Genomic DNA, 26,343 nt, shown 5'->3' with positions numbered 1-26,343 from the left:
TGAATCGTTTTTTATTTTTTTTTGCGAAGAAAGTTATCCGGCTGTTAACTTGTTGAGAATTTGTTAAATTACTTCTATTGCAGCATTAACACTGGTTATTCTAGGTGCTGTCTGTGACCAAACTGTCCACATCAATGACGCCTAGTGGTATAGGCTCTCGGTATTATATTTATGTTTTTTGACAATGCGTTATCTATTGCCAATGGTGTGCTATATGCTTTGTTAGCGTTGGCTTCACTATTTACAATGCGCTTAACAAAAAGTGCTGCTTCTCACCAGCTCTGTTTGCAGGTCAACGCATGGTGGCGAATATTTCCACTGGTTACTGTTGCGTTGCTTTTCTACCCGCAGGGGCTGGTTGGGCTGGCCATTCTGATTTCCATGCTGGCAATTCACGAGTTAGCTGCCCATATCGCTGACTCAACAACACCGTTTCGGTTTCCAGCCATGGTGCTGGCACTTGTTGTTATCGCTTACTGTGACATCTACCCGCTTCTTGTGCTGTTTTTAGTGCTAGGCACTGGCTTGCTGTGCGTCCTGTTCTGGCTATCGAAGCGCGATATTGTGCTGATCTGGGCACTGCTTGGCATCACGCTGTTGTGCGTCTGTACCCTGATCCGCCTCACTCGTCTTCCTCTAGCAGCAACAACGGCACGCGACTGGATCTTTTTTCTGCTGGTCGTGACTGCAGTTAACGATATTGGCCAGTTCGTGTTTGGTAAATGGTTGGGACGGCGCAAAATAGTGCCCACTATTAGCCCCAATAAAACCTGGGAAGGGCTGATTGGCGGTGTGACACTATCACTGGTGGTATCACTGCTGCTTGGCAGTTGGCTGGAGTTGGCTGCAGTACTGCCATTGATCAGTAGCGCTATCATCTTGGCATTGGTCGGTTTCTTGGGTGACATTCTGTTCTCCGCAGCCAAGCGCTTTATCGGCATCAAGGATTTCTCTAGCTTGATCCCAGGACACGGTGGCATTCTGGATCGAGTGGATAGCCTGACCATGACTGCACCAGCGCTCTACGTTCTGTTATCCATCCTCTATTGAGACGAACCTATCTATGAATAATCAATCCATTAACTGGTTTGAGCGGGAGACAAATTTCCGATCTCACGACGGTACTTACCTGTTTTACCGTGTTTGGCAACCAAGGCAGTTTCATCAGGGCACTGGTGCACGCGTGATAGTATTTTTGCACCGGGGACATGAGCATTCTGGGCGCATTGCACCCCTGCTCGCTCAACTCTGCCGACCAGTGGACTGGGGATTTGCCTATGATGCGCGTGGTCACGGTTACTCGCCTGGGCAGCGTGGTGATGCCCCCGATGTTGCCTGTTTGGTCGCGGATCTGGACACATTTGTCAACCATCTCTGTGAGCAGTACGGTTTTACCAGCAGCGATATTTTGGTGGTAGCCAACAGTGTCGGTGCGGTGGTGGCTGCCACTTGGCTGCATGACTATGCGCCACGTATTCGTGGTGTGATCATGGCCGCCGCCGCATTTCATATCAAACTCTATGTTCCTCTTGCCAAACCGGCTCTTCGGGTGATGAGCACTTTCAAACCGAACTTGTTTGTCAGCAGCTATATTCGTTCCTCGATGCTGACCCACTCCGTTCAGCAGGCGGAGGCCTATGATGCCGATCCGCTGATTACCAAAGCCATTTCCGCCAACATATTGCTGGATTTGGCTGATACTGCCGAGCGTATTGTCAGCGATGCCAGCGCGATCGATACACCAATATTGATGTTGGTGGCGAGCGAAGATTATGTGGTGAGTGAGAAGCCGCAGTGGAGCTTCTTCGAGCGGCTCTCTTCCCGATTGAAACGTTATGTGAAGCTCCCAGCCTGCCGCCATGCGGTGTTTTATGAGCAGAACACCGACATGGCATTTAGCGAGAGTCGCTATTTTATTGACCAGTGCTTTGCCAACCCGATCACTGAGCCAGAACGCTATCTGCTTGCTGATCAACAGAGTGCCAGCGCCGAGGCGTACCGTTTATTGCAACAACCACATACGGGTAGTCTCTGGTTGCGCGCTTGGTTCGCACTGCAGCGCAAGATGTTGCGGCATTTTGGCCATTTGAGCGATGGTATGCAGATTGGTCTGACATACGGTTTTGATTCGGGTGAGTCACTCGACTATGTCTATCGCAATCAAGCAGGTGGACGTTGGGGGATCGGTAAACTGCTCGACCGTGGCTATCTTGATGCCGTTGGCTGGCAGGGGATTAGAGTACGTAAACTGCAACTGCAGCAGATGCTGGCACAGAGAATAGCGACCTATCAGGGGCAACAGCCGTTTCGGATTTTGGATATTGCCGCCGGTTCTGGGCGTTACCTATTGGAAACACTTAAGCGTTTTCAGCACCAAGAGATTGAAGTGACCTTGTGTGATGTCAGTCAGTTTAATCTCGATCAGGCTCGGACATTGGCTGAACGGTTAGGATTGCGTGCGACTATCCGCTATGTTCAACGCGATGCATTTGATCCGGCCAGCTATCAGGGCGAGGAGGGAAACTACCATCTTGCGATTATCTCCGGACTGTACGAGCTGTTTAGCGATAACCAGAAGGTATTGTGTTCGCTACGGGGCGTGAGTGCCTCGCTGCGTGCTGACGGTATGCTGCTGTATACCGCCCAGCCGTGGCATCCGCAGTTGCATACCATTGCCCATACGCTGATCAATCACCAAGGTGAGGCGTGGAAGATGAGGCCGCGCCCTCAATGCGAGATGGATGCCTTGGTAGTGCTGAGCGGCTGCCGCAAACTGATGACCAACATTGGGCTACAAGGGATTTTTACTGTGTCGCTGGCCGAGAAGTTGCCAGTGCCCCACGTAGACGGTTGATGATTGTCAGCATGCTCAGTAGTAGCACCAGTGCGAGTAGGCTATTGAGCCAGAGAGGCGTGACCTGATAGCTGTGCATTATTGCCAGCAGGCCAAATGCCACAGCTCGATCGCTTTTGCCCATTGGGCCGTCAAAGCGGCGCGCTACGCCAATACTGCAGGCTAACACGCCAGCAAATTCGGTTAGCAGTGCGCAGAACAGGGTAGCGAGCAGTAGCTGGGGATTGAGTGTGCTCAGCACAATAAATGGCAGATAGAGTGCGAGATCGGAGATCTGGTCGCACAACTCGTTGAGTAGTGCGCCGAGCTTGGTTTTATTACCGCAAGCGTTCGCCAACATGCCATCGAGAGCGTTTAGTGCCATGCGAAGCAGTAAGATCAGCGGTAGAGCAACCCAAAGCCCCTGCCATGGTAGCAAGGCCAGCATAGTGCCATAACCGATCGACAGTGCCATCGCTGCCAAGGTGACTTGGTTGGGTGTGATCCCTTTGCGGCTTAACCAGATCAAGCTCGGTTGTAGTAACTGTTGGAAGCGGGGCTTAAGTTGATAGATAGAAAAGTTCATCGGCAGTTCTCTGTTATTGAAGTTTTTTTAGATATCGTTGTGCAACGAATTGGCTGCGGCTTAGGCCCATTGCACAATGTAAGTAGACGGTGCGACCAGCCTGCTGTTCGATTTGCAATCGTGCGAGGATTGGGCGCAACTGCGAAACGGTGGGTGCGCACAGGTCAAGCAGTGGAAAGTGCCAGTAGCGTTGGCACAGTGTGCTGGGTTCGCTTAGTTCTGGGCTGAGGTCGATCACGCTACAGTCGGCAGGAAGCGTGCTGGCTTCAGCGCTAGAGAGTCGGCGGCCGACTAGCAGCGTGGCTGTTTTGCTTTGCCACGGCTGACGGTAATGGTGACGCACCCATAGCCAGCAGAGGCGATAGCCGATCAGATAGGGCCAATAGAGTAACCAACGTGATATTGGATGGTGGCCGGTTTGCTTGGCGAGAAAATCGGTATCGTGCAACAGGTATGCTCGGGCGATCAGTGTCAGTGACAAGGCGAGGTAACCCGCTAGCCAAACGGTGGTGGTGCTCGTGAGCCACAATAGTGCCAGTGCAGCGGCGATCAGGTAGTAAAATGCCACGCGTTGTCGGCTATTGAGTCTCTTCGGCAGTAGCCAGCAGACCAGCAATGCGAGCACAGCACCACCAGCGACATCTGCCAGTAGATGCTGCCAAGTTAGCAGTGTGCTGGCGGCGACCACGCTGAGCCAGAGCGTGAGCCAGAACTGTCTGGGCAAGGTGCGCCAGAGCATCACGCAGTAAGCAACATGCAGCGACGGCAACTGGTTGTAGGGTTGATCGACTATGCCGAGCAGCCGATAACCGCTGGCGAGTAACGGCTGATTTGATTCTGGTCGTGGCAGAGGAAAATGCAGCGGCATTGCCGCAAAAATCAGGCAGGCTAGTAGGGTGCATAGCATCATCCTGTGACTGAGGGTGAGTAGTTCAGTCGGTTGTTGCCGGATGAAAAAGCTGGCTATCAGTAGCAGTGGCAAGCTGGCATAGGGCACAATCATCCACGGGATAAATGGCAGCAGAGGTTCAATAGGCAGCATGACGTTAGCCTGCACATCAGCCTGCTGAGCCAGATAGTTGGTCAGTGGATAGCCGAGTGCGAACAAGATGCCATTACACAGAAGATGTAACCCACGGCGTTGCGCTAATAAGGGTTGTCCCATGTTATATCCTGCAGTGAAAAGTTGAAAATCAATCTATTATGTCATGCCATGAATAATCGACAAAAATTCAAGCGCTGCTTGATACTCTCCGGTGGTGGCAGCCGATTTGCTTATTACCTTGGCATTCATGCGGCGGCTGAGCACTGCCATCAAGCACCGGATCTGTTGCTGGCTAGCTGTGGCGGAGCGATTGCGGGTGCCATTATTCAAGGCTTGCCAAACAGTGCAGAGCGTAAACAGTGGGTGCTGTCGCGTGCGATGTATCACTATCTGCAACGGTTGCAGGTTGCCCCTGAGGTCAGGCTGTATCCGCAGTTGCTGCGCGCATTGGCTCGCTATCTTGCCAGTTATACTAACCGAGAGGGAGTAGCACGGATACCTGATCTCTATGCAGATTATCTGGTCGATGTGTCACCAGCGATCCCGTTACCGCCACATGCGATAGATGGGCCAACACTGGCGATTGTCGGGGGGCGACTGCTCTATCAGCGCAGTGATAGCGGCAGATTGCGCAATGGCCAACCGTTGTTTAGTGAAGTGATATTTGCTAATCAAACTATTCGGGCGCTGTTGGAGGGTGTCCTATCGCCAATCAGTGGTGCTTATGGCAGTGGCTCGGTGATACTGCCGATGCTGGAGGTGATGAGTGATGTGCCCGTTGCTGATGCGGTGCGTATTTCGCTGGCCGATATTTTCTATGCCCAGTGCCAGCGCTATGGTTTGCACCATTATTGTGGCGGCGTTATTGACCTTTATCCGCTGGAGCTTGCACGTACACTGGCAACTGAGATTGCGATGGAATTGAAACCACCATTTAATCGGCAGTTGGCTAATCCTGCCCTGCGTGCGGTATTTGGCTTTGATGGCAATGCACGATTGCGTCATGTCCACGCTCAAGCGACAGAGGTACGTATCGACACCAGCGACATGGCATATGTGATTGCTGCTAGTGTCAACAAACGCATCCAACTGTTGGCTAACCGGATTGTATTTAGCTCGTGCAGTTATCCGGAGTATGTGGCTACGGTTGAGGCGCAGTGGCAGTACGGTTTTTCGCGTGGTCTTGAAGGCTATCGCCGTGCAGCAGGGAGTCGGGTGCGTCCACGCCTTTGCAATAATGACAACTGGAGTGAAGTGTGAGGGTGATGATTATCGGTGGCACCAGCGGTATTGGGTTGGCGCTTGGCAGATATTACGTCGGTGCGGGGGCTGAGGTGGCGCTGTGTGGTCGAGATCCGGCTCGGTTAGTGAGTGATCCGTTGTTGTCACATCAGCGGGTACAGCTTTATCGCGTCGATATCAGTGAACGGATGATGTTGTCACAGGTGATGACGCAGTTTACCAGCCAACGCACTGGCGGGCTGGATCTGCTGATTGTCACTGCAGGCCACTACATTGATGCAGAACAAGCACAAGAGAATGAGCGGGTCGATGCTTTGCTGGCGACCAATATTCGCGGGTTGTGTAATGCGTTTGATCTGGCACTGACATTTGGTGCGCGGCAGTTAGTTGCGGTGGCATCGATAGCGGGTTTGCTGCCGGATTATCCCGGGCTTTCTCTCTACGCTGCCAGCAAACGCGCCACTATCGCCATCTGTGACGCCTACCGGATTGGGTTGTCGCCAAGGGGAGTTGCGGTCACCACGTTAGTGCCGGGATATATTGATACCCAGCGTTTGCGTGAGCTAAATTTCGGCAGTGCGGCTCACAAGCCCTTTCTGCAACATGAGGATAGGGCAGTTCAGTTAATGGTGGCTGCGATACAGCGCAAGTCGCCAAGGTACATATTTCCCTGGCAACTGCATTTAATGGTGAAGATATTTAGCCTGTTGCCGCGTTGGCTGCAACGGCTGCGTCAGCGTTAGCTTAAAACACCAGGGCTGATGTCGTGATTAACTGTGGCTACTGGGTGTTGCTTGGTTTATATCCACACTGTGGATCATCAAGCGCAGTATTCAATGTTAACACCCCACCTAGCGCCGATGGATGTCATCGCTGGTGGGGTGTGTGGTGGTTAAAGGTAGGGTGTTACCCAGCCCAAGCCCGCGTTGGTTTCGCCGCGCGGCCGATATTCACAGCCAATCCAGCCTTGATAGCCAAGTTGATCCAGCAGATTAAACAACCACGGGTAGTTTAGCTCGCCCTGATCGGGTTCATGCCGTTCGGGCACCGAGGCAATCTGAATATGGCTATAGCGCCCTGCCAGTGAGGTGAGCAGGTTGCTGATATTGCCATCGACCTGTTGTGCATGGAAAAAATCGAACTGAATAAACAGGTTGGAACGGTCAATCTTGTTAGCCAGCGCCAGGGCTTGATGTTGGCTGGAAAAGAGATAGTTGGGTTTGATCGGTGGGCTGAGTGCTTCGATCAATACCTTGATGCCGAGGGGCGCGCACTGGTCTGCGGCGTAACGCACATTCTGGATAAAGGTTTCACGGTAGGCAGCAATATCTTGCCCTGGTGGTACAACGCCGGCCATTACATGGATTTGTGGGCAGTTTAGGGCCACAGCATATTTTATTGCCAGATCGATATCGGCACGTGCCTGCTGTTCACGCCCTGGTAGTGCCGCCAAGCCCCATTCGCCAGCATCGATGTTGCCTGGCGAGGTATTGAATAGCACCAATTGCAGGCCATTTTGTGCCAGTTTTTCCGCTAACTGCTCCGCTGGGTAGTCGTAGGGAAACAGAAATTCAACCGCTTTAAATCCGGCACGCGCCGCTGCGGCAAAGCGATCTAAAAATGGCACTTCATTGAACATCATCGATAAGTTAGCTGCAAACTTAGCCATTATTTACTCCTTAATTCGGCAATTTCATCATCGGTTAGGTAACGGATGGGGCGGTTGCCAAGGGTAAAAATCAGCCTGGCGGCATCTTCCATCTCTTCGGTGTTGTTGGCGGCTTCGCGCAGTGTGCTTCCCATCACCACCGGGCCGTGGTTGGCTAATAAAAAAGCTTGGTAGTTTGGTGCCAAACGCGCCAGATCTTCTGCTAAACGCAGATCGCCCGGGCGGTAGTAGGGGATGACCGGTACTTTGCCAACACGCATCACCACATAAGGGGTGAACGGTTTCAGTGCGTTGTCATAATCTAAATCCTGCAGGCAGGATAAGGCGGTGAGGTAGGTGCAGTGCAGATGAACCACCGCTTTACAGGCAGCATTATTCTGGTAGAGCGCGCGATGGAAACTGACCTCTTTCGACGGTTTGTCTCCGCTGATCCACTCACCGCTGAGGCTCACCTTCGATAGCCGATCAGCGTCCAATTCGCCCAGACAGGAACCGGTTGGTGTTGCCAGCAGTGTGCCATCGGGCAATAACAGTGACAGGTTACCGGCTGAACCGGTCGCGTAGCCGCGTCGGAAAAAGGAGGCACCCAAATGCACCATCTCTTCTCTTGCTTGTTGTTCAACAGTGCTGGTCATACAGGGAACTCCGTTTGTGCGCGGGCAAAAAAGTTTTCATCACCAAAATTACCCGATTTCAAGGCCAGTGAGATCGGTTGTTCAATCGCACGTACCCAAGGGACACCGGGAGAGATGCAGGGGCCAATGTGGAAACCGCTAATGCCGAGTGCTTGTGTCACGACGCCAGAGGTTTCCCCGCCTGCGACAATAAAGCGACTGAAACCGCACTGTTGCAAGCGTTTAACCAGTTCGGCGAACAGCGCTTCCACAGCCAGACTAGCGGCTTCGGTGCCATATTGTTGTTGTATTTTCTGGAGTTGTTCTGGTTGTGCGGTGGCAAATAGCAACGGTGCTAGCGCTGCGCCGCTCTGTTGTGCCACCCACTCGCTTAACTCGGCAGCGTAGTCAGAACGTGCCTCAGCGGTAAGGCAGCGTGCAACATCGATTGCCAGCGCTGGCGCTTGTTGACGGTAGCAAGCCACTTGTTTGTTGGTCATTGTTGAGCAGGAGCCAGAGAGCACCACCGCTTTTTCGCCTTGTGGCGCACCGGCTGATTGTGCGTGGTGCTGACCCGGTTGCGCCCATTGACGAGCGATGCCGATCGCCAGCCCGGAACCGCCTGTGACCAGTTTTTGTTGCTTCAGTGCTTCACCCTGGGTTAACAGATGCTGTTCATTCAGGGTGTCCAGCACCACATAACGCACGCCTTGCTGTGCCAGTTGCTGTAATTTCTCTTTCACTGCCGCTGCACCGCGATCGACTTCTGCTGCTGAGATCAATCCACAACGCCCACGCGCTTGGGCTTCCATCAAGCGTAGCAGGTTGCTATCGGTCATCGGTGTGACGGGGTGATTGCGCATACCTGACTCGGACAGCAATTGATCGAGCACAAACAGATAGCCTTGATAGACGGTGCGTCCATTGACCGGTAACGCAGGGGAAATCACAGTCAGTTGTTCGCCCAGAGCATCGAGCAGAGCATCAGTGACAGGGCCAATATTGCCGTTAGCCGTGCTGTCAAAGGTTGAACAGTATTTGAAGTAGAACTGCTGGCACCCTTGGCGCTGTAACCAGGCGAGAGCTTGTAAGGATTGCGCTACCGCCGTTTCTACCGGGCAGGAGCGCGATTTTAAACTAATTACCACCGCTTGAGCATCGACAGGAGTGTCTGATGGCGGTACACCATTCAGTTGTACCGTCGATAACCCATTCTCAACCAGAAAACTGGCAATATCGGTCGCCCCGGTAAAGTCATCTGCAATCACACCAAGTAACATTGTGAACTCTCCTTATTATCAAATGATCCCACCTCTTCAGGGGTGGGGTTGTTGGCTGCTCTGTTTCACCTTAGTCAGCAATCTCGGTAAACTGGCTGGCGGTGGTTCAACGACCACAGGCTACAGCTTAGTGGTGCTTCGGTTGCTGCTGTTTTGTGAATTTTAGTGATTATTTGTTTTATTATGTTAAATATAGCGCTTGTTGGCTGATGAGTGTAGCTTAATTCACAATTATTAACAGCAAACCGCCTAATACTCAATCAGAAAGTGTAATCTGTTGCCGAGTCGTTGTTCAGATTATTGCCATCAGTGCGCAGTATTGCAGTGAGTTGGCGGTGTTATTGAGGTACTGCACAAAGCTGAAAACGAGCAGCGGGTTGTCAAAGGGGGAGGTTATGTTCAAAGCGATTTTGATTGAAAAGGATCAGCACGGTGGTCGTGCCGAGCTGGCTGATCTGGCTGAAAGCCAGTTACCTGCGGGTGATGTGACCATTGCCGTTGATTACTCGTCACTGAACTATAAAGATGGCCTGGCTATCACCGGTCAAGCGCCGGTGGTGCGTCAGTTTCCGATGGTTGCAGGCATCGATTTGGCCGGAACCGTGATTGCCAGTCAGCAGCCAGATTACCGCGTTGGTGACCAGGTGTTAGCGAATGGCTGGGGCTTGGGTGAGAAGCATTGGGGCGGTTTGGCACAAATGGCGCGTGTTAACGGCGCGTGGTTGATCCGGCTACCTGCCGGCTTGACTCCCCGACAAGCGATGAGTATTGGCACTGCTGGATACACTGCAATGCTGGCGGTGATCGCGCTGGAGGATCATGGCATCTCTCCCAAGAGCGGAAAAATATTGGTGACCGGTGCTTGTGGTGGTGTCGGCAGTTTTGCGGTCGCTCTGTTGTCACGTTTGGGCTATCAGGTGATTGCCGCTACAGGACGCCCAGAGCAGGCAGAGTATCTGTTAACACAACTGGGGGCGATAGAGCTGATTGATCGTCAATCGTTAGCAACTCCCAGTAAGCCGCTGATGGCGGAGCGCTGGATCGGTGCGATCGACAGTGTAGGTAGCCATACGTTGGCTAATGTTTGTGCCAGTACCGCTTATGGCGGCGTGGTCGCTGCGTGTGGTTTGGCTCAAGGGCTTGATTTTAGCAGTAGCGTTGCGCCGTTTATCTTACGTGGTGTCACGCTAGCCGGTATTGATAGTGTGTTCTGCCGCTATCAACAACGCGTTGCCGCCTGGCAGCGTTTGGCGCAATTGATCGAGCCGGCACTGTTGCCACTGATCACCACCGAGATTGGATTGAGTGAGGTGATCCCAGCGGCGGCAAAACTGATGGCCGGAGAAGTGCGTGGTCGGTTGCTGGTTAACGTGGCAAAATAAGCCACCGCTGGCCGTATATCGGCTGGCGAAATATTGACGGAAGGCGATATGACATCAAGACGTGACTGGTTACTGCAACAGATGGGGGTTGACCAGTGGGAATTGCGCAATCCAGCCGCATTGCGCGGTGAAATTGCGATACAGTTACCGGCGGCTGTCCGTCTGCTGGTGGTGGCTGAACCGTTGCCAGCGCTGGACGATCCGTTGTTTGCTGATGTGTTGCGTACCCTGGGCCTCAGCGAGGGCGAGATCTACCGCCTAACGCCGCAGCAGGCGGTGATGTTGCCACCACAAACGGCGTGCCACTGTTGGCGGTTGGGGATTGAAACCCAATTGCCGCTAGCAGGGGTGCAGCTATTTAGCCCGGCATTAGCCGAACTTTCTCACAGTGTTGAGGCGAAACGTTCGCTTTGGCAGCAGATTTGTCATTATGAATCAGATTTCTATCCTTACAGCCGCCGATCTGCCTCTGGCGCTGAATATTGAACAGGCCAGCCATCAGTTTCCGTGGAGTGCGGCAACATTGGCAAGTAATCAAGGAGAACGCTATCTCAATCTTAAACTGAGCGTAGCAGGCCAGATGGTAGGCTTTGCTATTTGCCAGGTCGTGCTTGATGAGGCCACGCTGTTCAATATTGCCATTGATCCCGCCTGGCAGCGCCGTGGCTTGGGGGCACAGTTATTGAGTGAGTTGATCGTGCAACTGAACCAACGTGCGATCACCACGCTGTGGCTGGAGGTGCGGGTTTCCAATCGTGCGGCGATTGCGCTCTATCATCAGCTCGGATTTAATCAAGTCACGGTTCGACGCAACTATTATCCGGCGACTCAGGGACGTGAGGATGCCTGGGTGATGGCGTTGCCATTGGGGTAGCGGTATGCGAGTGGTAGAGTGCGAGCCGAATTGTGGTGATGGTCAAATGTGGATAACTGTCAGTGAGTGCCTGGGGGCAGGTGGTTTTCCCCCAGGCAGCGAGCGCTAGAGGCGCTTTTTCACGGTGTAACTGATTGCCAGTAGCAATAACCAGAATGGGATCAGGATCACCGAAATCTGGATGCCGGGTGTCAGGTACATAATGGTCAGCACGCCAACAATGTAGGCCAGGCAGAGGTAGTTACTGAATGGCGACCACAATGCTTTAAACTTCGGCGTGAAGCTTTGACCACGTTTAGCAGCGCGGAATTTCAAGTGGGCAAGGCTAATCATCGCCCAGTTGATCACCAGCGCAGAGACTACCAGTGACATTAACAGTTCAAATGCACGTTCGGGCATCAGGTAGTTGATCAACACACCCAGTGCAGTGGCCAATGCTGAGAAGGCAATCGCTGCCACTGGCACACCACGACCATCCACTTTCAGTAGTGCTTTCGGAGCGTTCCCCTGTTTTGCCAGACCGTACAGCATGCGGCTGTTGCAATAGACGCTGCTGTTGTAGACCGAAAGTGCCGCCGTCAGGATCACCGCGTTGAGCGCATGGGCAATGATGTTTTGATCTAACTCACGGAAGATCAGCACAAATGGGCTGCCACCTTCTACCACTTTACCCCAGGGATAGAGTGACAGCAGTACCGCCAGCGCACCGATATAAAAAATCAAGATACGGTAGATCACTTGGTTGGTGGCTTTCGGGATGCTCTTCTCCGGGTTATCTGCTTCTGCAGCGGTAATACCAACCAGTTCCAGGCCACCAAATGAGAAGGTGATCATCGCCATTGCCATCAGTAGCCCGCCCCAGCCATTAGGGAAGAAGCCGCCTTGCGCCCACAGGTTGGTGACGCTGGCTTCCGGCCCTCCACGCCCAGTGAACAGCAGGTAACAGCCAAAGCTAATCATGGCGATAATCGCTAGTACTTTGATGATGGAAAACCAGAACTCCATCTCGCCATAGACTTTAACGTTTGCCAGGTTAATCGCATTGATCAGCAGGAAGAATGCGCAGGCAGAGACCCAGGTCGGGATCTCCGGCCACCACTGTTGGATATAGATGCCGACTGCGGTCAGTTCAGCCATACCTACCAACACATACAGTACCCAGTAGTTCCAGCCGGAAGCAAAACCGGCGAAGTTACCCCAATATTTATTGGCGAAGTGGCTAAATGAACCTGCTACTGGCTCTTCCACCACCATTTCGGCCAGATGACGCATAATCAGAAAAACAATCAAGCCACCGATCGCATAGCCTAATAGTACTGATGGGCCAGCCGATTTTACTGTTTGTCCGGCACCGAGAAACAGTCCGGTACCGATTGAACCGCCTAGGGCGATGAGCTGAATATGGCGGTTTTTTAGACCGCGCCTGAGCTTATCGCCACTCCGTTGAGCATCCATCACTAACACCCTCTGTTGTTGCAACCTAACACTGCATGAAAAATCGCAATGCTGTAAAACGCCTCTGACGGCATGTGTTGTTTTTTGTTTACAAGCGAGACTGCGCAAGTTGCTTTGTTACGCTATCGCCAGGCAGAGAATAATGATATGCGGGCAAGTTTGCATCTGCTTTCTGGTGCTTAATGGCAAAAAGTCAGTGCGTTTAGCTAATCGTTAGCTATCAACTGTGCGTGATTGCTTACAATTGGAGCAGAGTATCTACTGTTTTCTGCTCGGCAACAGCGTTACTGTCTGCCATGTTTCAGGTTGCCAACAGTTAGCAGACTCACTTGGATGGTGCGGGTGGATGATTGTTCTGTTGGAGGATGGTGCTGGGGTTGTTGCGCTAACCCAGATGGCACTGGCCTAAAAGTGTTAAGCGGTGTGGTGAGGGTGATTGTGTCGCAAAGGGAGAACCTTGTGCTGATGCTGTACCGTTTTTGCAAATGGTATTACCAATCTTAGGTTTCTTGATTGCAACAGCAGATATAAGGAAATGTTAAATCCTGCACAATAAATGATGTTGGTCAATATTTGTGTGGACATCTGCCAGTTGTTTTGTTAGCTTACTGCCGCGCACTAGAATTGGTATTACCAATTAACTTGGCATATTAACTTCTCATCTTGTGCAGGTAAAAATCACTCATGGCCTACCACAAAATCCGCCAACCCAAGTTGTCTGATGTGATCGAACAGCAACTTGAGCACTTGATCCTCGAAGGGACTCTCAGCCCTGGGGAGCAGTTGCCGCCGGAGCGCGAGTTGGCAAAAGAGTTTGATGTTTCCCGCCCCTCTCTTCGAGAAGCCATTCAAAGTTTGGAAGCCAAAGGGTTGCTAACGCGTCGTCAAGGCGGCGGTACTTTTGTTAAGAGCAACCTGTGGCAGAGCTTTATCGATCCGCTGCCAGCACTGCTGGCCGATCACCCCGAATCACAATTTGATCTGCTAGAGACCCGTCACGCATTAGAGGGTATTGCTGCCTATTACGCAGCACTGCGCGGAACTGACCAGGATTTTTCCCGCATTCGTGACTGCCATCTACAGATTGCTAATGCACAACAAAACGGTGATCTCGACGCTGAAGCCGAGGCGGTGATGCAGTACCAAATCGCCGTCACTGAGGCAGCGCACAATGTGGTGCTGCTTCATCTGCTGCGCTGTATGGGGCCGATGCTCAAGCAAAATGTTCGCCAGAATTTTGAGCTGCTTCACTTGCGCCATGAGGTGTTGGCTAACGTGAGCAGCCACCGTGCCGAGGTTTTTACTGCGATCGTGGCACGCCAACCTGAAAAGGCGCGTGAAGCGTCGCACCGCCATTTGGCTTTTATTGAGGAAATTTTGTTGGATCTCAGCAGAGAACAGACGCGGCGCGAGAGATCGTTACGGCGTCTCCAACAACGCAGGGAGTGAGGAGGCAGACTCTCCGGGGACACCAGCTGGTAGAGATGCTCTCAGAGACTTGGTCAAGCACCTAAGCGGCAACTAAACTTACCAACCAGCCTGTGTGTGCATCTATTGTCACCGCGCACATTAAGGTGAGTTGCAAATAAACCATTAGACAGATAAGGAATACCACCATGTCAGAACGTTTAAACCATGACGTGGACCCGATCGAAACCCGCGACTGGCTACAGGCGATCGAATCGGTCATCCGTGAAGAGGGTGTTGAGCGCGCCGAGTTTCTCATTGAGCAACTTTTGGGGCAAGCACGCCAGGGCGGTGTTAACGTGGCAGCCGGTAGTGCTGCCAGCAATTATATCAACACGATTGCAGTAGAAGATGAGCCAGCCTATCCGGGTGACTTGTCACTGGAGCGTCGTATTCGCTCAGCGATCCGCTGGAATGCGATCATGACGGTGTTGCGTGCTTCGAAGAAAGATCTCGATCTGGGCGGCCATATGGCCTCTTTCCAATCTTCAGCGACTTTTTATGAAGTCTGCTTTAACCACTTCTTCCGCGCACGTAATGAGAAAGATGGCGGCGATCTGGTTTACTTCCAGGGGCACATTTCACCCGGTGTTTATGCGCGTGCTTTCCTTGAAGGGCGTCTGACTGAAGAGCAGATGAATAACTTCCGCCAAGAGGTGGATGGTAAAGGGTTGTCTTCTTATCCACACCCGAAACTGATGCCAGATTTCTGGCAATTCCCGACTGTATCTATGGGCCTTGGCCCAATTTCGGCGATCTATCAGGCCAGATTCCTGAAATACCTTGAACATCGTGGGCTGAAAGATACCTCTGCACAGACCGTGTACGCCTTCCTGGGCGATGGTGAGATGGATGAGCCAGAGTCTAAAGGTTCCATCACGGTCGCCACGCGTGAGAAACTGGATAACCTGGTGTTCGTGATCAACTGTAACCTACAGCGTCTCGATGGCCCAGTAACCGGTAATGGTAAGATTATCAATGAGCTGGAAGGTATCTTTGCTGGTGCCGGTTGGCAGGTGCTGAAAGTGCTTTGGGGTGAGCGTTGGGATGCGCTGCTGCGTAAAGACACCAGCGGTAAACTGATCCAACTGATGAACGAGACGGTTGACGGCGACTATCAGACCTTTAAATCAAAAGACGGCGCTTATGTGCGTAAGCACTTCTTTGGCCGCTATCCAGAGACAGCAGAGTTGGTCAAAGATATGACTGACGATGAGATTTGGGCACTGAACCGTGGTGGTCATGATCCGAAGAAAATCTACGCAGCACTGAAAAAAGCACAGGAGACCAAAGGCAAACCCACCGTGATCTTGGCTCATACCATCAAAGGTTATGGAATGGGTGAGACGGCGGAAGGTAAGAATATTGCTCACCAGGTGAAGAAAATGAACATGGAAGGGCTACAGCGCTTCCGCGATCGTTTCAATGTGCCGGTAGCAGACAGCGAAGTAGAAAAGCTGCCATTTATCACCTTTGATCCTGCCTCTGAAGAGTACCAGTACCTGCATCAACGCCGTCAGGCACTGCATGGTTATGTGCCAACTCGTCTGCCAGCCTTCACCGAGAAACTGGCGATGCCGACGCTGGCTGAGTTTGGGCCACTGCTGGAAGAGCAGAATAAAGAGATCTCAACCACCATTGCCTTTGTGCGAGTGTTGAACGTGTTGCTGAAGAACCCGTCGATCAAAGATCGTCTGGTGCCGATCATCGCCGATGAAGCACGTACCTTTGGTATGGAAGGGCTATTCCGTCAGATCGGTATCTACAGTCCGAAAGGCCAGCAATACACGCCACAAGATCGTGAGCAAGTGGCGTACTACAAAGAAGATGAGAAAGGACAGATCCTGCAAGAAGGTATCAATGAGCTGGGTGCTGCCTCTTCATGGCTGGCAGCGGCGACGTCATACAGCACCAACGATCTGCCGATGATCCCGTTCTACATCTATTACTCAATGTTCGGTTTCCAACGTATTGGTGATCTCTGCTGGTTGGCGGGTGATCAGCAGGCGCGTGGCTTCTTGGTGGGTGGGACTTCTGGCCGTACCACCCTGAATGGTGAAGGTTTGCAGCATGAAGATGGTCACAGCCATATTCAGTCACTGACGATCCCGAACTGTATCTCTTACGATCCGGCTTACGCGTATGAAGTGGCAGTGATTGTGCATGATGGTTTGGTGCGGATGTATGGTGAGGCACAGGAAAATGTCTACTACTACCTGACCACACTGAATGAAAACTACCACATGCCAGCGATGCCGAAAGGGGCAGAAGAGGGGATCCGTAAAGGGATCTACCGCCTGGAGAGTGTCGCGGGTGATAACGGTAAGGTACAACTGCTGGGTTCTGGTGCCATTTTGCGCCATGTGCGTGAAGCCGCGCAGATCCTGTCCAGTGAGTACGGTATTGGCAGCGATGTTTATAGTGTCACTTCATTTACCGAACTGGCTCGTGAAGGCCAGGATTGTGATCGCTGGAATATGCTGCACCCAACTGAAACGCCACGCGTGCCATATGTGGCGCAAGTGATGGGTGATGCACCTGCGGTAGCAGCGACCGATTACATGAAGCTGTTTGCCGAGCAGATCCGTAATTTCGTTCCGGCCAGCAGCTACCGCGTACTGGGTACGGATGGTTTTGGTCGCTCAGATAGCCGTGAAAACTTGCGCCGTCACTTTGAAGTGAATGCCGGTTATGTGGTGGTGGCCGCTCTCGGTGAACTGGCTAAGCGTGGCGAAATCGATAAGCAGGTGGTAGCAGAGGCGATCACTAAATTTGCTATCGATGCCGATAAAGTCAACCCGCGTCTGGCATAAGAGGTTAAAAGAGAATGTCTATTGAAATCAAAGTGCCGGATATCGGTGCAGATGAAGTTGAAGTGACAGAGATCCTGGTTAAGGTGGGCGATAGCGTTGCAGAAGAGCAGTCGCTGATCACCGTCGAGGGCGATAAAGCTTCAATGGAAGTGCCAGCACCTTTCGCCGGTACGGTGAAAGAGATCAAGATTACCACTGGGGATAAAGTACAAACCGGTTCACTGATCATGGTGTTCGAAGCGGCCGCACAAGCGAGTGCTGCTGCTGTCAGTACCAGCAGTGAACCTGTCCAGCCGGTTGCCACTCCCGCTCCAGCCGCTGCGACCGCAGCGCTGCAGAACGTCGAAGTGCCGGATATCGGTGGTGATGAAGTTGAAGTGACCGAAGTGATGGTGAAAGTGGGTGATCAGGTCGCGGCTGAACAGTCACTGATCACGGTTGAAGGCGATAAAGCCTCAATGGAAGTGCCGGCTCCGTTTGCGGGAACGGTGAAAGAGATCAAGATCAGCACCGGCGATAAAGTGAAAACCGGCTCACTGATTATGGTGTTTGAAGTGGCGGGCAGTGCTGCTGCTCCAGCCGCAGCACCTGTGGCTGCCGCGCCAGCAGCGGCACAGCCGAGCGCTGTAGTGCCACAATCGGTTGCAACTGCACCGGCGGCGACTGCATCGCTGGCAGCAGCGAAAGGCGAATTTACTGAAAACGATGCCTATGTACATGCGACACCGGTGATCCGTCGTTTAGCGCGTGAGTTTGGTGTTGATCTGGCAAAAGTGAAAGGCACTGGTCGCAAAGGACGTATCCTGCGCGAAGATGTACAGGATTATGTCAAACAGGCGATTAAACGTGCCGAGTCAGTATCAGGCTCTGCCGGTGGTGGTTTGCCTGGCATGTTGCCTTGGCCGAAGGTGGACTTCAGCAAGTTTGGCGAAATTGAAGAAGTGGAGATGGGGCGTATCCAGAAGATCTCTGGCGCTAACCTGAGCCGTAACTGGGTAATGATCCCGCATGTTACTCACTTCGACAAAGCGGATATCACTGATCTGGAAGCATTCCGTAAGCAGCAGAATGCCGAAGCGGAGAAACGCAAGCTGGATGTGAAATTCACGCCAGTGGTGTTTATCATGAAAGCAGTGGCAGCCGCTCTGGAGCAGATGCCACGTTTCAACAGCTCGTTGTCGGAAGATGGGCAGAAGCTGACACTGAAAAAATATATCAATATCGGTGTAGCGGTAGATACCCCGAATGGCCTAGTGGTGCCAGTGTTCAAAGATGTTAACAAAAAGAGCATTACTGAACTCTCGCGCGAACTGATGACCATCTCGAAAAAAGCGCGTGATGGCAAGCTCACTGCCGCAGAGATGCAAGGTGGCTGTTTCACGATCTCCAGCCTGGGAGGGATCGGGACGACACACTTTGCCCCGATCGTGAATGCGCCGGAAGTGGCGATCCTCGGTGTTTCCAAATCGGCGATGGAACCGGTGTGGAATGGCAAAGAGTTTACGCCACGCCTGATGATGCCAATGTCACTCTCCTTTGACCATCGGGTGATTGATGGCGCTGACGGGGCGCGCTTTATTACCATCATTGGTAATATACTGGCTGATATTCGCCGCTTGGTGATGTAATACAACAGGGGCAGGAAACTGCCCCTTCTCATTTTGGTGGCTACTCAGATTAAAAATGCGTCACAACCTAAGATTGCGCTGACGCAGGATGATTGGGTCAAGCTGGCAAGTAAAATAGTCCGCATCGGGGCGGCGCTGAAATAGAGACGGTTCCGCTGGCTGTTAATGCGATCGAATTTACATCAATAGCGTGGTTGCTGCGGCGTGATGGATAATCCAGCCCGATTGTTGCGAGCTGGGTCACTGAAAGACGTCTTGCAGGCTATTAACAATTCTGTAAACTGTTCAAGGCATAGGCAAAGGGCGTTATATGCTTTTTTGCTTCAGGCGCGAGTGGACGCAGCCAACACTCCTGTAACTTGAAGTATAACGAGTATACCCAGATATTAGCCCGGCCAGAATAAACAATTAAGAGGTCATGATGAGTACTGAAATTAAAACTCAGGTCGTGGTACTTGGGGCAGGGCCGGCAGGTTATTCAGCCGCCTTTCGTTGCGCTGATTTGGGTCTTGAAACTGTTCTGGTAGAGCGTTACGCCACATTGGGTGGCGTCTGTTTGAATGTGGGTTGTATCCCGTCAAAAGCGTTGTTGCATGTCGCTAAGGTGATTGAAGAGGCGAAAGCGCTGGCAGAGCACGGCATTGTGTTTGATCAGCCGAAAACTGATATCGATAAAGTCCGCCTGTGGAAAGAGAAGGTGATCAACCAGCTTACTGGCGGCCTGGCGGGTATGGCGAAAGGGCGTAAAGTCAATGTAGTCAATGGCGTTGGTAAGTTTACCGGTGCCAATACCTTGGTAGTGGAAGGCGAAGCCGGTAGCACAACGATTAATTTTGATCATGCGATCATTGCCGCTGGTTCACGTCCAATCCAGTTGCCTTTTATTCCTCATGATGATCCGCGCGTTTGGGATTCAACCGACGCACTGGCACTCAGAACAGTTCCTGAGCGGATGCTGGTGATGGGGGGCGGTATTATCGGTCTGGAAATGGGTACCGTGTACCATGCACTGGGTTCACAGATCGACGTAGTTGAGATGCTGGATCAAGTGATCCCAGCCGCAGACAAAGATGTGGTGAAGGTATTTACCAAGCGTATCAGCAAGCAGTTCAACCTGATGCTAGAGACCAAGGTGACTACGGTTGAAGCAAGGGAAGATGGTATCTACGTCACGATGGAAGGCAAGAAAGCGCCTGCCGAGCCACAACGTTACGACGCAGTGCTGGTGGCCATCGGTCGTGTGCCTAACGGCAAACTGCTTGATGCGGGTAAAGCCGGTGTAGAGGTGGATGAGCGCGGTTTCATTCACGTGGATAAGCAACTGCGTACCAATGTGCCGCATATTTTTGCGATCGGCGACATTGTTGGTCAGCCTATGCTGGCGCACAAAGGTGTACATGAAGGCCATGTGGCGGCAGAAGTGATCGCGGGTAAGAAGCACTACTTCGATCCGAAAGTGATCCCTTCCATTGCTTACACTGAGCCGGAAGTCGCTTGGGTCGGTCTGACCGAGAAAGAGGCGAAAGAGAAAGGGATCAGTTATGAAACTGCTACCTTCCCGTGGGCGGCTTCTGGCCGTGCGATCGCTTCTGATTGTGCCGACGGCATGACCAAACTGATTTTCGACAAAGAGAGCAACCGCATTATTGGTGGTGCGATTGTGGGGACTAACGGTGGTGAGCTGTTGGGTGAAATCGGTCTGGCAATTGAGATGGGCTGTGATGCCGAAGATATCTCATTGACCATTCATGCTCACCCAACGCTGCATGAGTCGGTAGGTCTGGCAGCGGAAATTTACGAAGGCAGCATTACTGACTTACCAAATCCAAAAGCCAAGAAGAAGTAATTACCAGCGATTAAAGGATACATACTCCAACTCATTTGAGTTGTATATAGGCGGTCACTTTAGCAGTGCCAGTGAAGGAGTGAATTCACTGGTTCTGCAACAGTGCTGCCGTGGTGAGGTTTAGAAGCCGAATGATGGGCTGTAACCAACGCCGATGCAACTTGAACTGCGAGGAGTATACAACCCGCTCAGGTTGCAGGATAGAATTTGTCGAGGCAGGCCGGTTGGTGAATACCGTATTACCGGTTGACACCGGTCGAACGGAAATCGCGTTGAGTGCCTGCCACCTCTCAGGTAGAAAAAGTTATCGGGGTAAATAACGGCAGTGACCTTCCTGCAACCTCAGCTATAAAAGTGAGGAACAGCCTGTGCTAGAAGAATACCGTAAGCACGTCGCCGAACGTGCGGCTCAGAACATCGCCCCAAAACCGCTTGATGCCGCTCAAATGGCGGCATTGGTGGAACTGTTAAAGGATCCGCCTGCTGGCGAACAGCAGTTTTTACTGGAGTTACTCATCGATCGCGTGCCACCGGGTGTTGATGAGGCGGCCTATGTCAAAGCCGGTTTTCTGGCTGCGATCGCCAAAGGTGAAGCCCACTCACCGCTGGTCAACGCCGAAAAAGCGGTGGAACTGCTCGGTACTATGCAAGGCGGATATAATATTCACCCGCTGATTGATGCACTGGATAATCCGAAACTTGCGCCAATTGCTGCCAAAGCCCTCTCTCATACCCTTCTGATGTTCGACAACTTCTACGACGTAGAACAGAAAGCCAAAGCCGGTAACCAGTACGCACAGCAAATCATACGCTCTTGGGCGGATGCAGAGTGGTATCTGTCACGCCCGGCACTGGCAGAGAAGATCACCGTTACAGTATTTAAGGTGACGGGAGAAACAAACACTGATGATCTCTCTCCAGCGCCTGATGCTTGGTCACGCCCTGATATCCCGCTGCACGCACTGGCGATGTTGAAAAATGCCCGCGAAGGCATTGAGCCTGATCAGCCAGGGGCTGTTGGGCCGATCCGTCAAATCGAACAGCTAAAGCAGAAGGGTTTTCCGTTAGCTTATGTCGGCGACGTAGTGGGGACTGGTTCATCACGCAAATCAGCCACCAACTCGGTGCTGTGGTTTATGGGTGACGATATTCCTCATGTGCCGAATAAGCGTGCTGGTGGGGTGGTGCTAGGTGGCAAAATTGCGCCGATCTTTTTTAACACCATGGAAGATGCTGGTGCACTGCCAATTGAAGTGGATGTCTCTGAATTGAATATGGGGGATGTGATTGACATCTACCCTTATCTGGGTGAAGTGCGTGATCACGTTAGCGGTAATGTACTGGCCAACTTCAGCCTGAAAACTGAGGTTCTGTTGGATGAGGTGCGTGCCGGTGGGCGCATTCCGCTGATTATCGGCCGTGGCTTAACCAGCAAAGCGCGCGAGTCGTTGGGCTTGCCAGCCAGCGATGTTTTCCAAAGCGCCAAACCGGTCGCTGCCAGCCAGCGCGGCTTCTCGCTAGCGCAGAAAATGGTCGGTCGAGCTTGTGGCGTGGCTGGTGTTCGTCCTGGTGAGTATTGTGAACCGAAGATGACTTCGGTCGGCTCACAGGATACCACTGGGCCGATGACGCGTGATGAACTGAAAGATCTCGCTTGCCTCGGTTTCTCGGCTGATCTGGTAATGCAGTCGTTTTGCCACACCGCAGCCTATCCAAAGCCGGTTGATGTTGTCACCCACCACACACTGCCAGATTTTATTATGAATCGTGGTGGGGTGTCGTTACGCCCTGGTGATGGCATTATTCACTCCTGGCTGAACCGAATGCTGTTACCCGACACTGTCGGCACCGGTGGTGACTCACACACACGCTTCCCGATTGGTATCTCTTTCCCGGCGGGCTCGGGGCTGGTGGCGTTTGCGGCGGCAACCGGCGTGATGCCGCTAGATATGCCAGAGTCTGTGCTGGTGCGCTTTAAAGGCGAGATGCAGCCAGGTATCACCCTGCGTGATCTGGTACATGCTATTCCTTACTATGCCATCCAGCAGGGTTTGCTGACGGTGGAGAAGAAAGGCAAAAAGAATATCTTCTCGGGACGGATCTTGGAGATTGAAGGCTTACCACAGTTGAAAGTCGAGCAGGCATTTGAGCTGGCTGATGCTTCGGCTGAGCGCTCTGCGGCTGGTTGCACCATCAAACTGGATAAGGCACCGATCGAGGAGTATCTCAGTTCTAACGTGGTGCTGTTGAAGTGGATGATAGCTGAAGGCTATGGCGATCGTCGCACCTTGGAGCGCCGCATTCAGGCGATGGAGAAATGGCTGGCTGATCCACAGCTACTGTCGGCCGATGCCGATGCTGAGTATGCCGCAGTGATTGAGATCGACCTGGCAGAGATTAAACAGCCAATCTTGTGCGCACCGAATGATCCGGATGATGCACGCCTGCTTTCCGAGGTGGCAAACAGCCCGATCGAGGAGGTGTTTATCGGCTCCTGTATGACCAACATTGGTCATTTCCGTGCTGCTGGTAAACTGCTTGATCAACACAAAGGGCAATTGCCAACTCGGTTATGGGTTGCTCCACCGACCAAAATGGATGCGGCACAATTGACGGAAGAGGGCTACTACAGTGTGTTTGGCAAGAGTGGCGCACGCATTGAGATCCCTGGCTGTTCGCTCTGCATGGGTAACCAGGCGCGCGTCGCTGATGGTGCCACTGTGGTATCAACCTCAACCCGTAACTTCCCTAACCGCCTGGGCACCGATGCGAATGTCTATTTAGCCTCGGCTGAACTGGCGGCGGTTGCGGCACTGTTGGGGCGGCTACCTACACCGGAAGAGTATCAGCGTTATATGGCACAGGTTGATAGCAGTGCTGCTGATACTTACCGTTACCTCAATTTTGATCAATTGAGTCAATATACCGCTAAAGCTAATCAGGTGATTTTCCAGACTGCACTATAGCCTATAACGGTTCTCACTATCGGCAGGCACAACATGTCTGCCGATAGTTGGTTGAATGCGCTAAAGTCACTACTGGGTGTTGATATGTCCAGTAGTACATGATGTTAATTAACATCATGATCCCGAAGACCAACGCTATATCAAACTAAGTATTGAATATGCAAAAAGTAAAGGTTATTAGCTTAATATTAATCGGTTTTTTGCTTGCGATATTGGTCAATTATCTGTTTAAACCGCAGCTTAATCTTGATAAACAGGTTCTCAGTGTCGCGATATCAGATACTCAAACTGTAGTGGGTTATAGAAACAATCAGGGTGGTGCAACAACCGGCTTTAGCTATTACTTCTACTTCAAACCGAGCAATGGGCAGCAGCTAGCAACGCCATTTCTGATCACAGATACATCAGAAGTTAAGATAGAAGTCAAAGGGGTGAACCACTTTTCACTGCATGTAGCAGGAAAAGTGCATCAGTTCACCAATAATATCTGGTTGCCAGAGCCAGGCACTTTGGTGCCAGTGCAGATCGAATTTTCGGCGAACAATCAACCATCGGGTAAACATTCAGTGGTTGATTTAAGTTAGCCCTAGCTTGACCAAACGATGAAGAAGTTAGCAGTTGGTCAGTTAATCAATATTCAACTTGTTACTGTTACCCCAAAAATTAGGTCTACTGCTCAAGCGCTGCACACTAACCTGTGCTAAGGCATCTACAAAAGGTGAATGTGCCAGAAACGCCGCAACGTGCTGCCCGGCACCACAATCAAACAGTTCTCGATGGCGAAATGCGACATAATCAAGCGCGGTATGCAGATATAAGATGGCAAGATTGGGCTGCAAATAGCCAGCATCATGATCAGCCGCTAATTGCTGTTCCAGTTTACTCACCGCTTGCAGTAAGCCGCTTTTTGCCCGCTCACTGAGCGGATTCCCCGCGCCAATAAAACGTTCCAGAGCAACACTACGAAAAGCGGACTCCATCATGGTTTTTGCAAACCCGATGATTGCTACCTGTTCCGCATTTCGATAATCAACCGCACGTAGTCTACTTGGCGAATATGTCTCAATCAGATACTGACAAATCGCCAGGCTCTCTATTAAGGCAGTGCCATCTGCCAGTTCGATGGTTGGAATGATACAGAATGGGTTTGCATTCGCCAGATCTGCCGGGGATTGCCAGGGATCGACCCATTCCAGGGTCAACTGAGGGCCATCACACAATAATGCGGTCGCCAGCACCACGCGTGCAAAAGGGGAGGTTTCATTCAAGTAGAGCTTTATGGTCATTCTTTTTTCCCTAAAATCGGTTGAGTAACGAGCTCACTAACTTGCTGATGAGTAGTGAAAAATACACACAGGATAGATAACACCAATGCGCTAGCACTTAACAGGAACAGTATATGGTAAGAAGTGATTGAAGTTGAATAAAGTGTACTATCTCAAACCTGATCTGACAGTTACCGGTTATTTATACAGGTATCTGTCAGATTACGTCTGGCTCAAATTTTTTTCAGCCCAGATGTGTTTTCCATCACGTAATGTGTCTATTGGCATTTGACCACAGCACATTTTCCCTGATGGGTTCGCTCATTCAGCGTTTACCGGAAGAGGGATTAGGAAAAAATTATCTTGTCTCGACATGGGGTTTTGCTGGTGTATGGAAATGAGGTTTAGTCTCTTTATTTTTGCTGTACGCTATTTTTCCCTGTGTTTAATCGGCTAGTTAACATAACGTTCTTTTATAGGCACTGGTCTTGTGGATGGCATGGACAGAATGATTGGGTATTGGTATAAGAAAGGAAATTGATATTTATACAAGGAATTAGGTAATGACGATATCACAAAAACATCATCAGAAGCATTCCCCTGTTGCGCTCGATGGCGCGTGTACTCGTGATGGTGGGGTTGTTATGATCCCTGAGGGAATAACACGTCCAACAGTTGATGGGTATCGTGTCGCGGTGGTTGGGGATGCGGTGCATTATGTTGATGGTCAATTGGCATACATTCAAACGGGTTCCCTCGCTCCCGCGACCTACCACAATCAGCCTCTAGCGATGATTGGGAGCATCATTGATAACGGAGATGTGATTATCTCGACACCCTCAGAACGTCTGGAGGTGGTATGAGAACCACCTGCGATGGAAAAGGAGTAGTACACAAAGGGGATACCACCACGACGGGAGGTGTTGTTCTTGAGGGGGTGGAAGGGGCAAGCTTATTTTTTAATGACCATGGTTCGGCGGTGGCGTTGAAGGGGCATAAGGTTTTTTGTCCAGCCTGCGAAAGAACGGGCGTGATTGCTGAGGGTTCCAACGTCTTGTTCGTGGGTGATGATGGTGCCGGTGTGGCGTTGGATGGCCATATTGTGGCGTGTGGTTGCCCTTATGGCCGTCATCGGTTGATAGCGAAGGCGAGTTCGAGTCAGGCTCTGGGTTTTTCTGGTCAGTCCTCGGGGGTATCGTCGTCTATTTCTCGCGTATCCTCTGAGTCATGGAGTTCAAGCGCAAGCTTGAGTCGGTCAAACATATCCTCTTCCCCCTCTGCCTATTCTGGTTATTATTCATCGTATGATGAATATGGCGCTGTTGCTACGGCGACATCGGCAACGGAGTCTCAATTAACGTCTTCGGTAAAGCAGGCC

At 51.7% G+C, this 26,343-nt stretch carries 22 protein-coding genes; 15 read left to right on the top strand and 7 right to left on the bottom strand.

The window, feature by feature from the left end:
* The first annotated feature begins 171 nt into the window (after positions 1-171).
* The gene (locus EOJ37_RS00710) at positions 172-1,050 is read left to right on the top strand and encodes a phosphatidate cytidylyltransferase (protein WP_127956643.1); all 879 of its coding nucleotides are present in this window, start codon (positions 172-174) and stop codon (positions 1,048-1,050) included.
* 13 nt (positions 1,051-1,063) lie between these two features.
* Positions 1,064-2,854: a bifunctional alpha/beta hydrolase/class I SAM-dependent methyltransferase gene (locus EOJ37_RS00705; RefSeq protein ID WP_127956641.1), complete on the top strand. Its 1,791-nt coding sequence runs from the start codon at positions 1,064-1,066 to the stop codon at positions 2,852-2,854.
* Here EOJ37_RS00705 and EOJ37_RS00700 read toward each other — a convergent pair.
* Both EOJ37_RS00700 and EOJ37_RS00695 read right to left on the bottom strand, forming a co-directional pair.
* The gene (locus EOJ37_RS00700) at positions 2,805-3,419 is read right to left on the bottom strand and encodes a CDP-alcohol phosphatidyltransferase family protein (protein ID WP_127956639.1); all 615 of its coding nucleotides are present in this window, start codon (positions 3,417-3,419) and stop codon (positions 2,805-2,807) included. The two genes, EOJ37_RS00705 and EOJ37_RS00700, sit on opposite strands and share 50 nt — an antisense overlap.
* A gap of 13 nt (positions 3,420-3,432) precedes the next feature.
* Positions 3,433-4,584 (bottom strand): phosphatase PAP2 family protein, encoded by a 1,152-nt coding sequence (locus EOJ37_RS00695; protein WP_127956637.1) that lies wholly within the window; start codon positions 4,582-4,584, stop codon positions 3,433-3,435.
* Positions 4,585-4,605: 21 nt separating this feature from the next.
* On the opposite strand from EOJ37_RS00695, the gene EOJ37_RS00690 reads away from it, so the two are divergent.
* Together EOJ37_RS00690 and EOJ37_RS00685 are read left to right on the top strand one after the other, a co-directional pair.
* Entirely contained in the window at positions 4,606-5,724 is a 1,119-nt protein-coding gene (locus tag EOJ37_RS00690; RefSeq protein WP_127956635.1) for a patatin-like phospholipase domain-containing protein, read from the top strand.
* A gap of 5 nt (positions 5,725-5,729) precedes the next feature.
* Positions 5,730-6,449, top strand: a complete 720-nt coding sequence (locus tag EOJ37_RS00685; RefSeq protein ID WP_240651645.1) for an SDR family NAD(P)-dependent oxidoreductase — start codon at positions 5,730-5,732, stop codon at positions 6,447-6,449.
* A gap of 149 nt (positions 6,450-6,598) precedes the next feature.
* Here the strand turns inward: EOJ37_RS00685 and EOJ37_RS00680 are convergent, their stop codons facing one another.
* The 3 genes from EOJ37_RS00680 to otnK are packed head-to-tail and all read right to left on the bottom strand — an operon-like array spanning position 6,599 to position 9,269.
* Positions 6,599-7,375, bottom strand: a complete 777-nt coding sequence (locus EOJ37_RS00680) for an HPr family phosphocarrier protein (RefSeq protein WP_127956630.1) — start codon at positions 7,373-7,375, stop codon at positions 6,599-6,601.
* Entirely contained in the window at positions 7,375-8,010 is a 636-nt protein-coding gene (gene otnC, locus EOJ37_RS00675) for a 3-oxo-tetronate 4-phosphate decarboxylase (RefSeq protein WP_127956628.1), read from the bottom strand. Before otnC ends, EOJ37_RS00680 begins: the two co-directional genes overlap by 1 nt.
* Complete coding sequence (gene otnK, locus EOJ37_RS00670) at positions 8,007-9,269, bottom strand: 3-oxo-tetronate kinase (protein WP_127956626.1); 1,263 nt, start codon at positions 9,267-9,269, stop codon at positions 8,007-8,009. Before otnK ends, otnC begins: the two co-directional genes overlap by 4 nt.
* 395 nt (positions 9,270-9,664) lie before the next feature.
* Here otnK and acuI point away from each other — a divergent pair, with 395 nt between their 5' ends.
* Genes acuI through rimI form a run of 3 tightly spaced genes read left to right on the top strand, consistent with a single transcriptional unit; the run spans position 9,665 to position 11,525 of the window.
* Entirely contained in the window at positions 9,665-10,651 is a 987-nt protein-coding gene (gene acuI, locus EOJ37_RS00665; RefSeq protein WP_127956625.1) for an acrylyl-CoA reductase (NADPH), read from the top strand.
* Between the two features lie 48 nt (positions 10,652-10,699).
* Positions 10,700-11,137, top strand: a complete 438-nt coding sequence (locus tag EOJ37_RS00660; protein ID WP_127956622.1) for a DNA polymerase III subunit psi — start codon at positions 10,700-10,702, stop codon at positions 11,135-11,137.
* The gene (gene rimI / locus EOJ37_RS00655) at positions 11,082-11,525 is read left to right on the top strand and encodes a ribosomal protein S18-alanine N-acetyltransferase (RefSeq protein ID WP_127956620.1); all 444 of its coding nucleotides are present in this window, start codon (positions 11,082-11,084) and stop codon (positions 11,523-11,525) included. The genes EOJ37_RS00660 and rimI overlap by 56 nt, the downstream gene beginning before the upstream one ends.
* Positions 11,526-11,630: 105 nt before the next feature.
* On the opposite strand, the gene EOJ37_RS00650 is transcribed toward rimI, so the two are convergent.
* Positions 11,631-12,980: an amino acid permease gene (locus EOJ37_RS00650; protein WP_127956619.1), complete on the bottom strand. Its 1,350-nt coding sequence runs from the start codon at positions 12,978-12,980 to the stop codon at positions 11,631-11,633.
* A gap of 684 nt (positions 12,981-13,664) precedes the next feature.
* On the opposite strand from EOJ37_RS00650, the gene pdhR reads away from it, so the two are divergent.
* The 6 genes from pdhR (at position 13,665) to EOJ37_RS00620 (ending at position 24,284) form a co-directional block, all read left to right on the top strand.
* A complete protein-coding gene (gene pdhR, locus EOJ37_RS00645) occupies positions 13,665-14,429 on the top strand; it encodes a pyruvate dehydrogenase complex transcriptional repressor PdhR (protein WP_127956617.1) in 765 nt (254 codons plus the stop codon).
* 167 nt (positions 14,430-14,596) lie between these two features.
* Positions 14,597-17,260, top strand: coding sequence for a pyruvate dehydrogenase (acetyl-transferring), homodimeric type (gene aceE / locus EOJ37_RS00640; protein WP_127956616.1), 2,664 nt, complete (start codon positions 14,597-14,599; stop codon positions 17,258-17,260).
* A gap of 14 nt (positions 17,261-17,274) precedes the next feature.
* Positions 17,275-18,888, top strand: coding sequence for a pyruvate dehydrogenase complex dihydrolipoyllysine-residue acetyltransferase (aceF, locus tag EOJ37_RS00635; RefSeq protein ID WP_127956615.1), 1,614 nt, complete (start codon positions 17,275-17,277; stop codon positions 18,886-18,888).
* A 421-nt stretch (positions 18,889-19,309) separates the two neighbouring features.
* Positions 19,310-20,734 (top strand): dihydrolipoyl dehydrogenase, encoded by a 1,425-nt coding sequence (gene lpdA, locus EOJ37_RS00630; protein ID WP_162473632.1) that lies wholly within the window; start codon positions 19,310-19,312, stop codon positions 20,732-20,734.
* A 368-nt stretch (positions 20,735-21,102) separates the two neighbouring features.
* Entirely contained in the window at positions 21,103-23,700 is a 2,598-nt protein-coding gene (gene acnB / locus EOJ37_RS00625; protein ID WP_127956612.1) for a bifunctional aconitate hydratase 2/2-methylisocitrate dehydratase, read from the top strand.
* A 158-nt stretch (positions 23,701-23,858) separates the two neighbouring features.
* A complete protein-coding gene (locus EOJ37_RS00620) occupies positions 23,859-24,284 on the top strand; it encodes a hypothetical protein (RefSeq protein WP_127956610.1) in 426 nt (141 codons plus the stop codon).
* 42 nt (positions 24,285-24,326) lie between these two features.
* Here the strand turns inward: EOJ37_RS00620 and EOJ37_RS00615 are convergent, their stop codons facing one another.
* Positions 24,327-24,986 carry a glutathione S-transferase family protein gene (locus EOJ37_RS00615; protein ID WP_206193999.1) on the bottom strand — a complete coding sequence of 220 codons (660 nt, stop codon included), beginning with the start codon at positions 24,984-24,986 and terminating at the stop codon, positions 24,327-24,329.
* Positions 24,987-25,528: 542 nt separating this feature from the next.
* On the opposite strand from EOJ37_RS00615, the gene EOJ37_RS00610 reads away from it, so the two are divergent.
* Positions 25,529-25,828: a PAAR domain-containing protein gene (locus EOJ37_RS00610; RefSeq protein ID WP_127956608.1), complete on the top strand. Its 300-nt coding sequence runs from the start codon at positions 25,529-25,531 to the stop codon at positions 25,826-25,828.
* Positions 25,825-26,343 (top strand): PAAR domain-containing protein (locus EOJ37_RS00605; RefSeq protein ID WP_155522467.1); only part of this gene is annotated, 519 nt, incomplete at its 3' end. The genes EOJ37_RS00610 and EOJ37_RS00605, both read left to right, overlap by 4 nt.

The organism is Serratia microhaemolytica, assembly GCF_004011885.1.
Taxonomy (GTDB): Bacteria; Pseudomonadota; Gammaproteobacteria; order Enterobacterales; family Enterobacteriaceae; genus Serratia_G; species Serratia_G microhaemolytica.
Note: the sequence above shows the minus strand (reverse complement) of the source record. Positions and strands in the feature narration are given on the sequence as shown.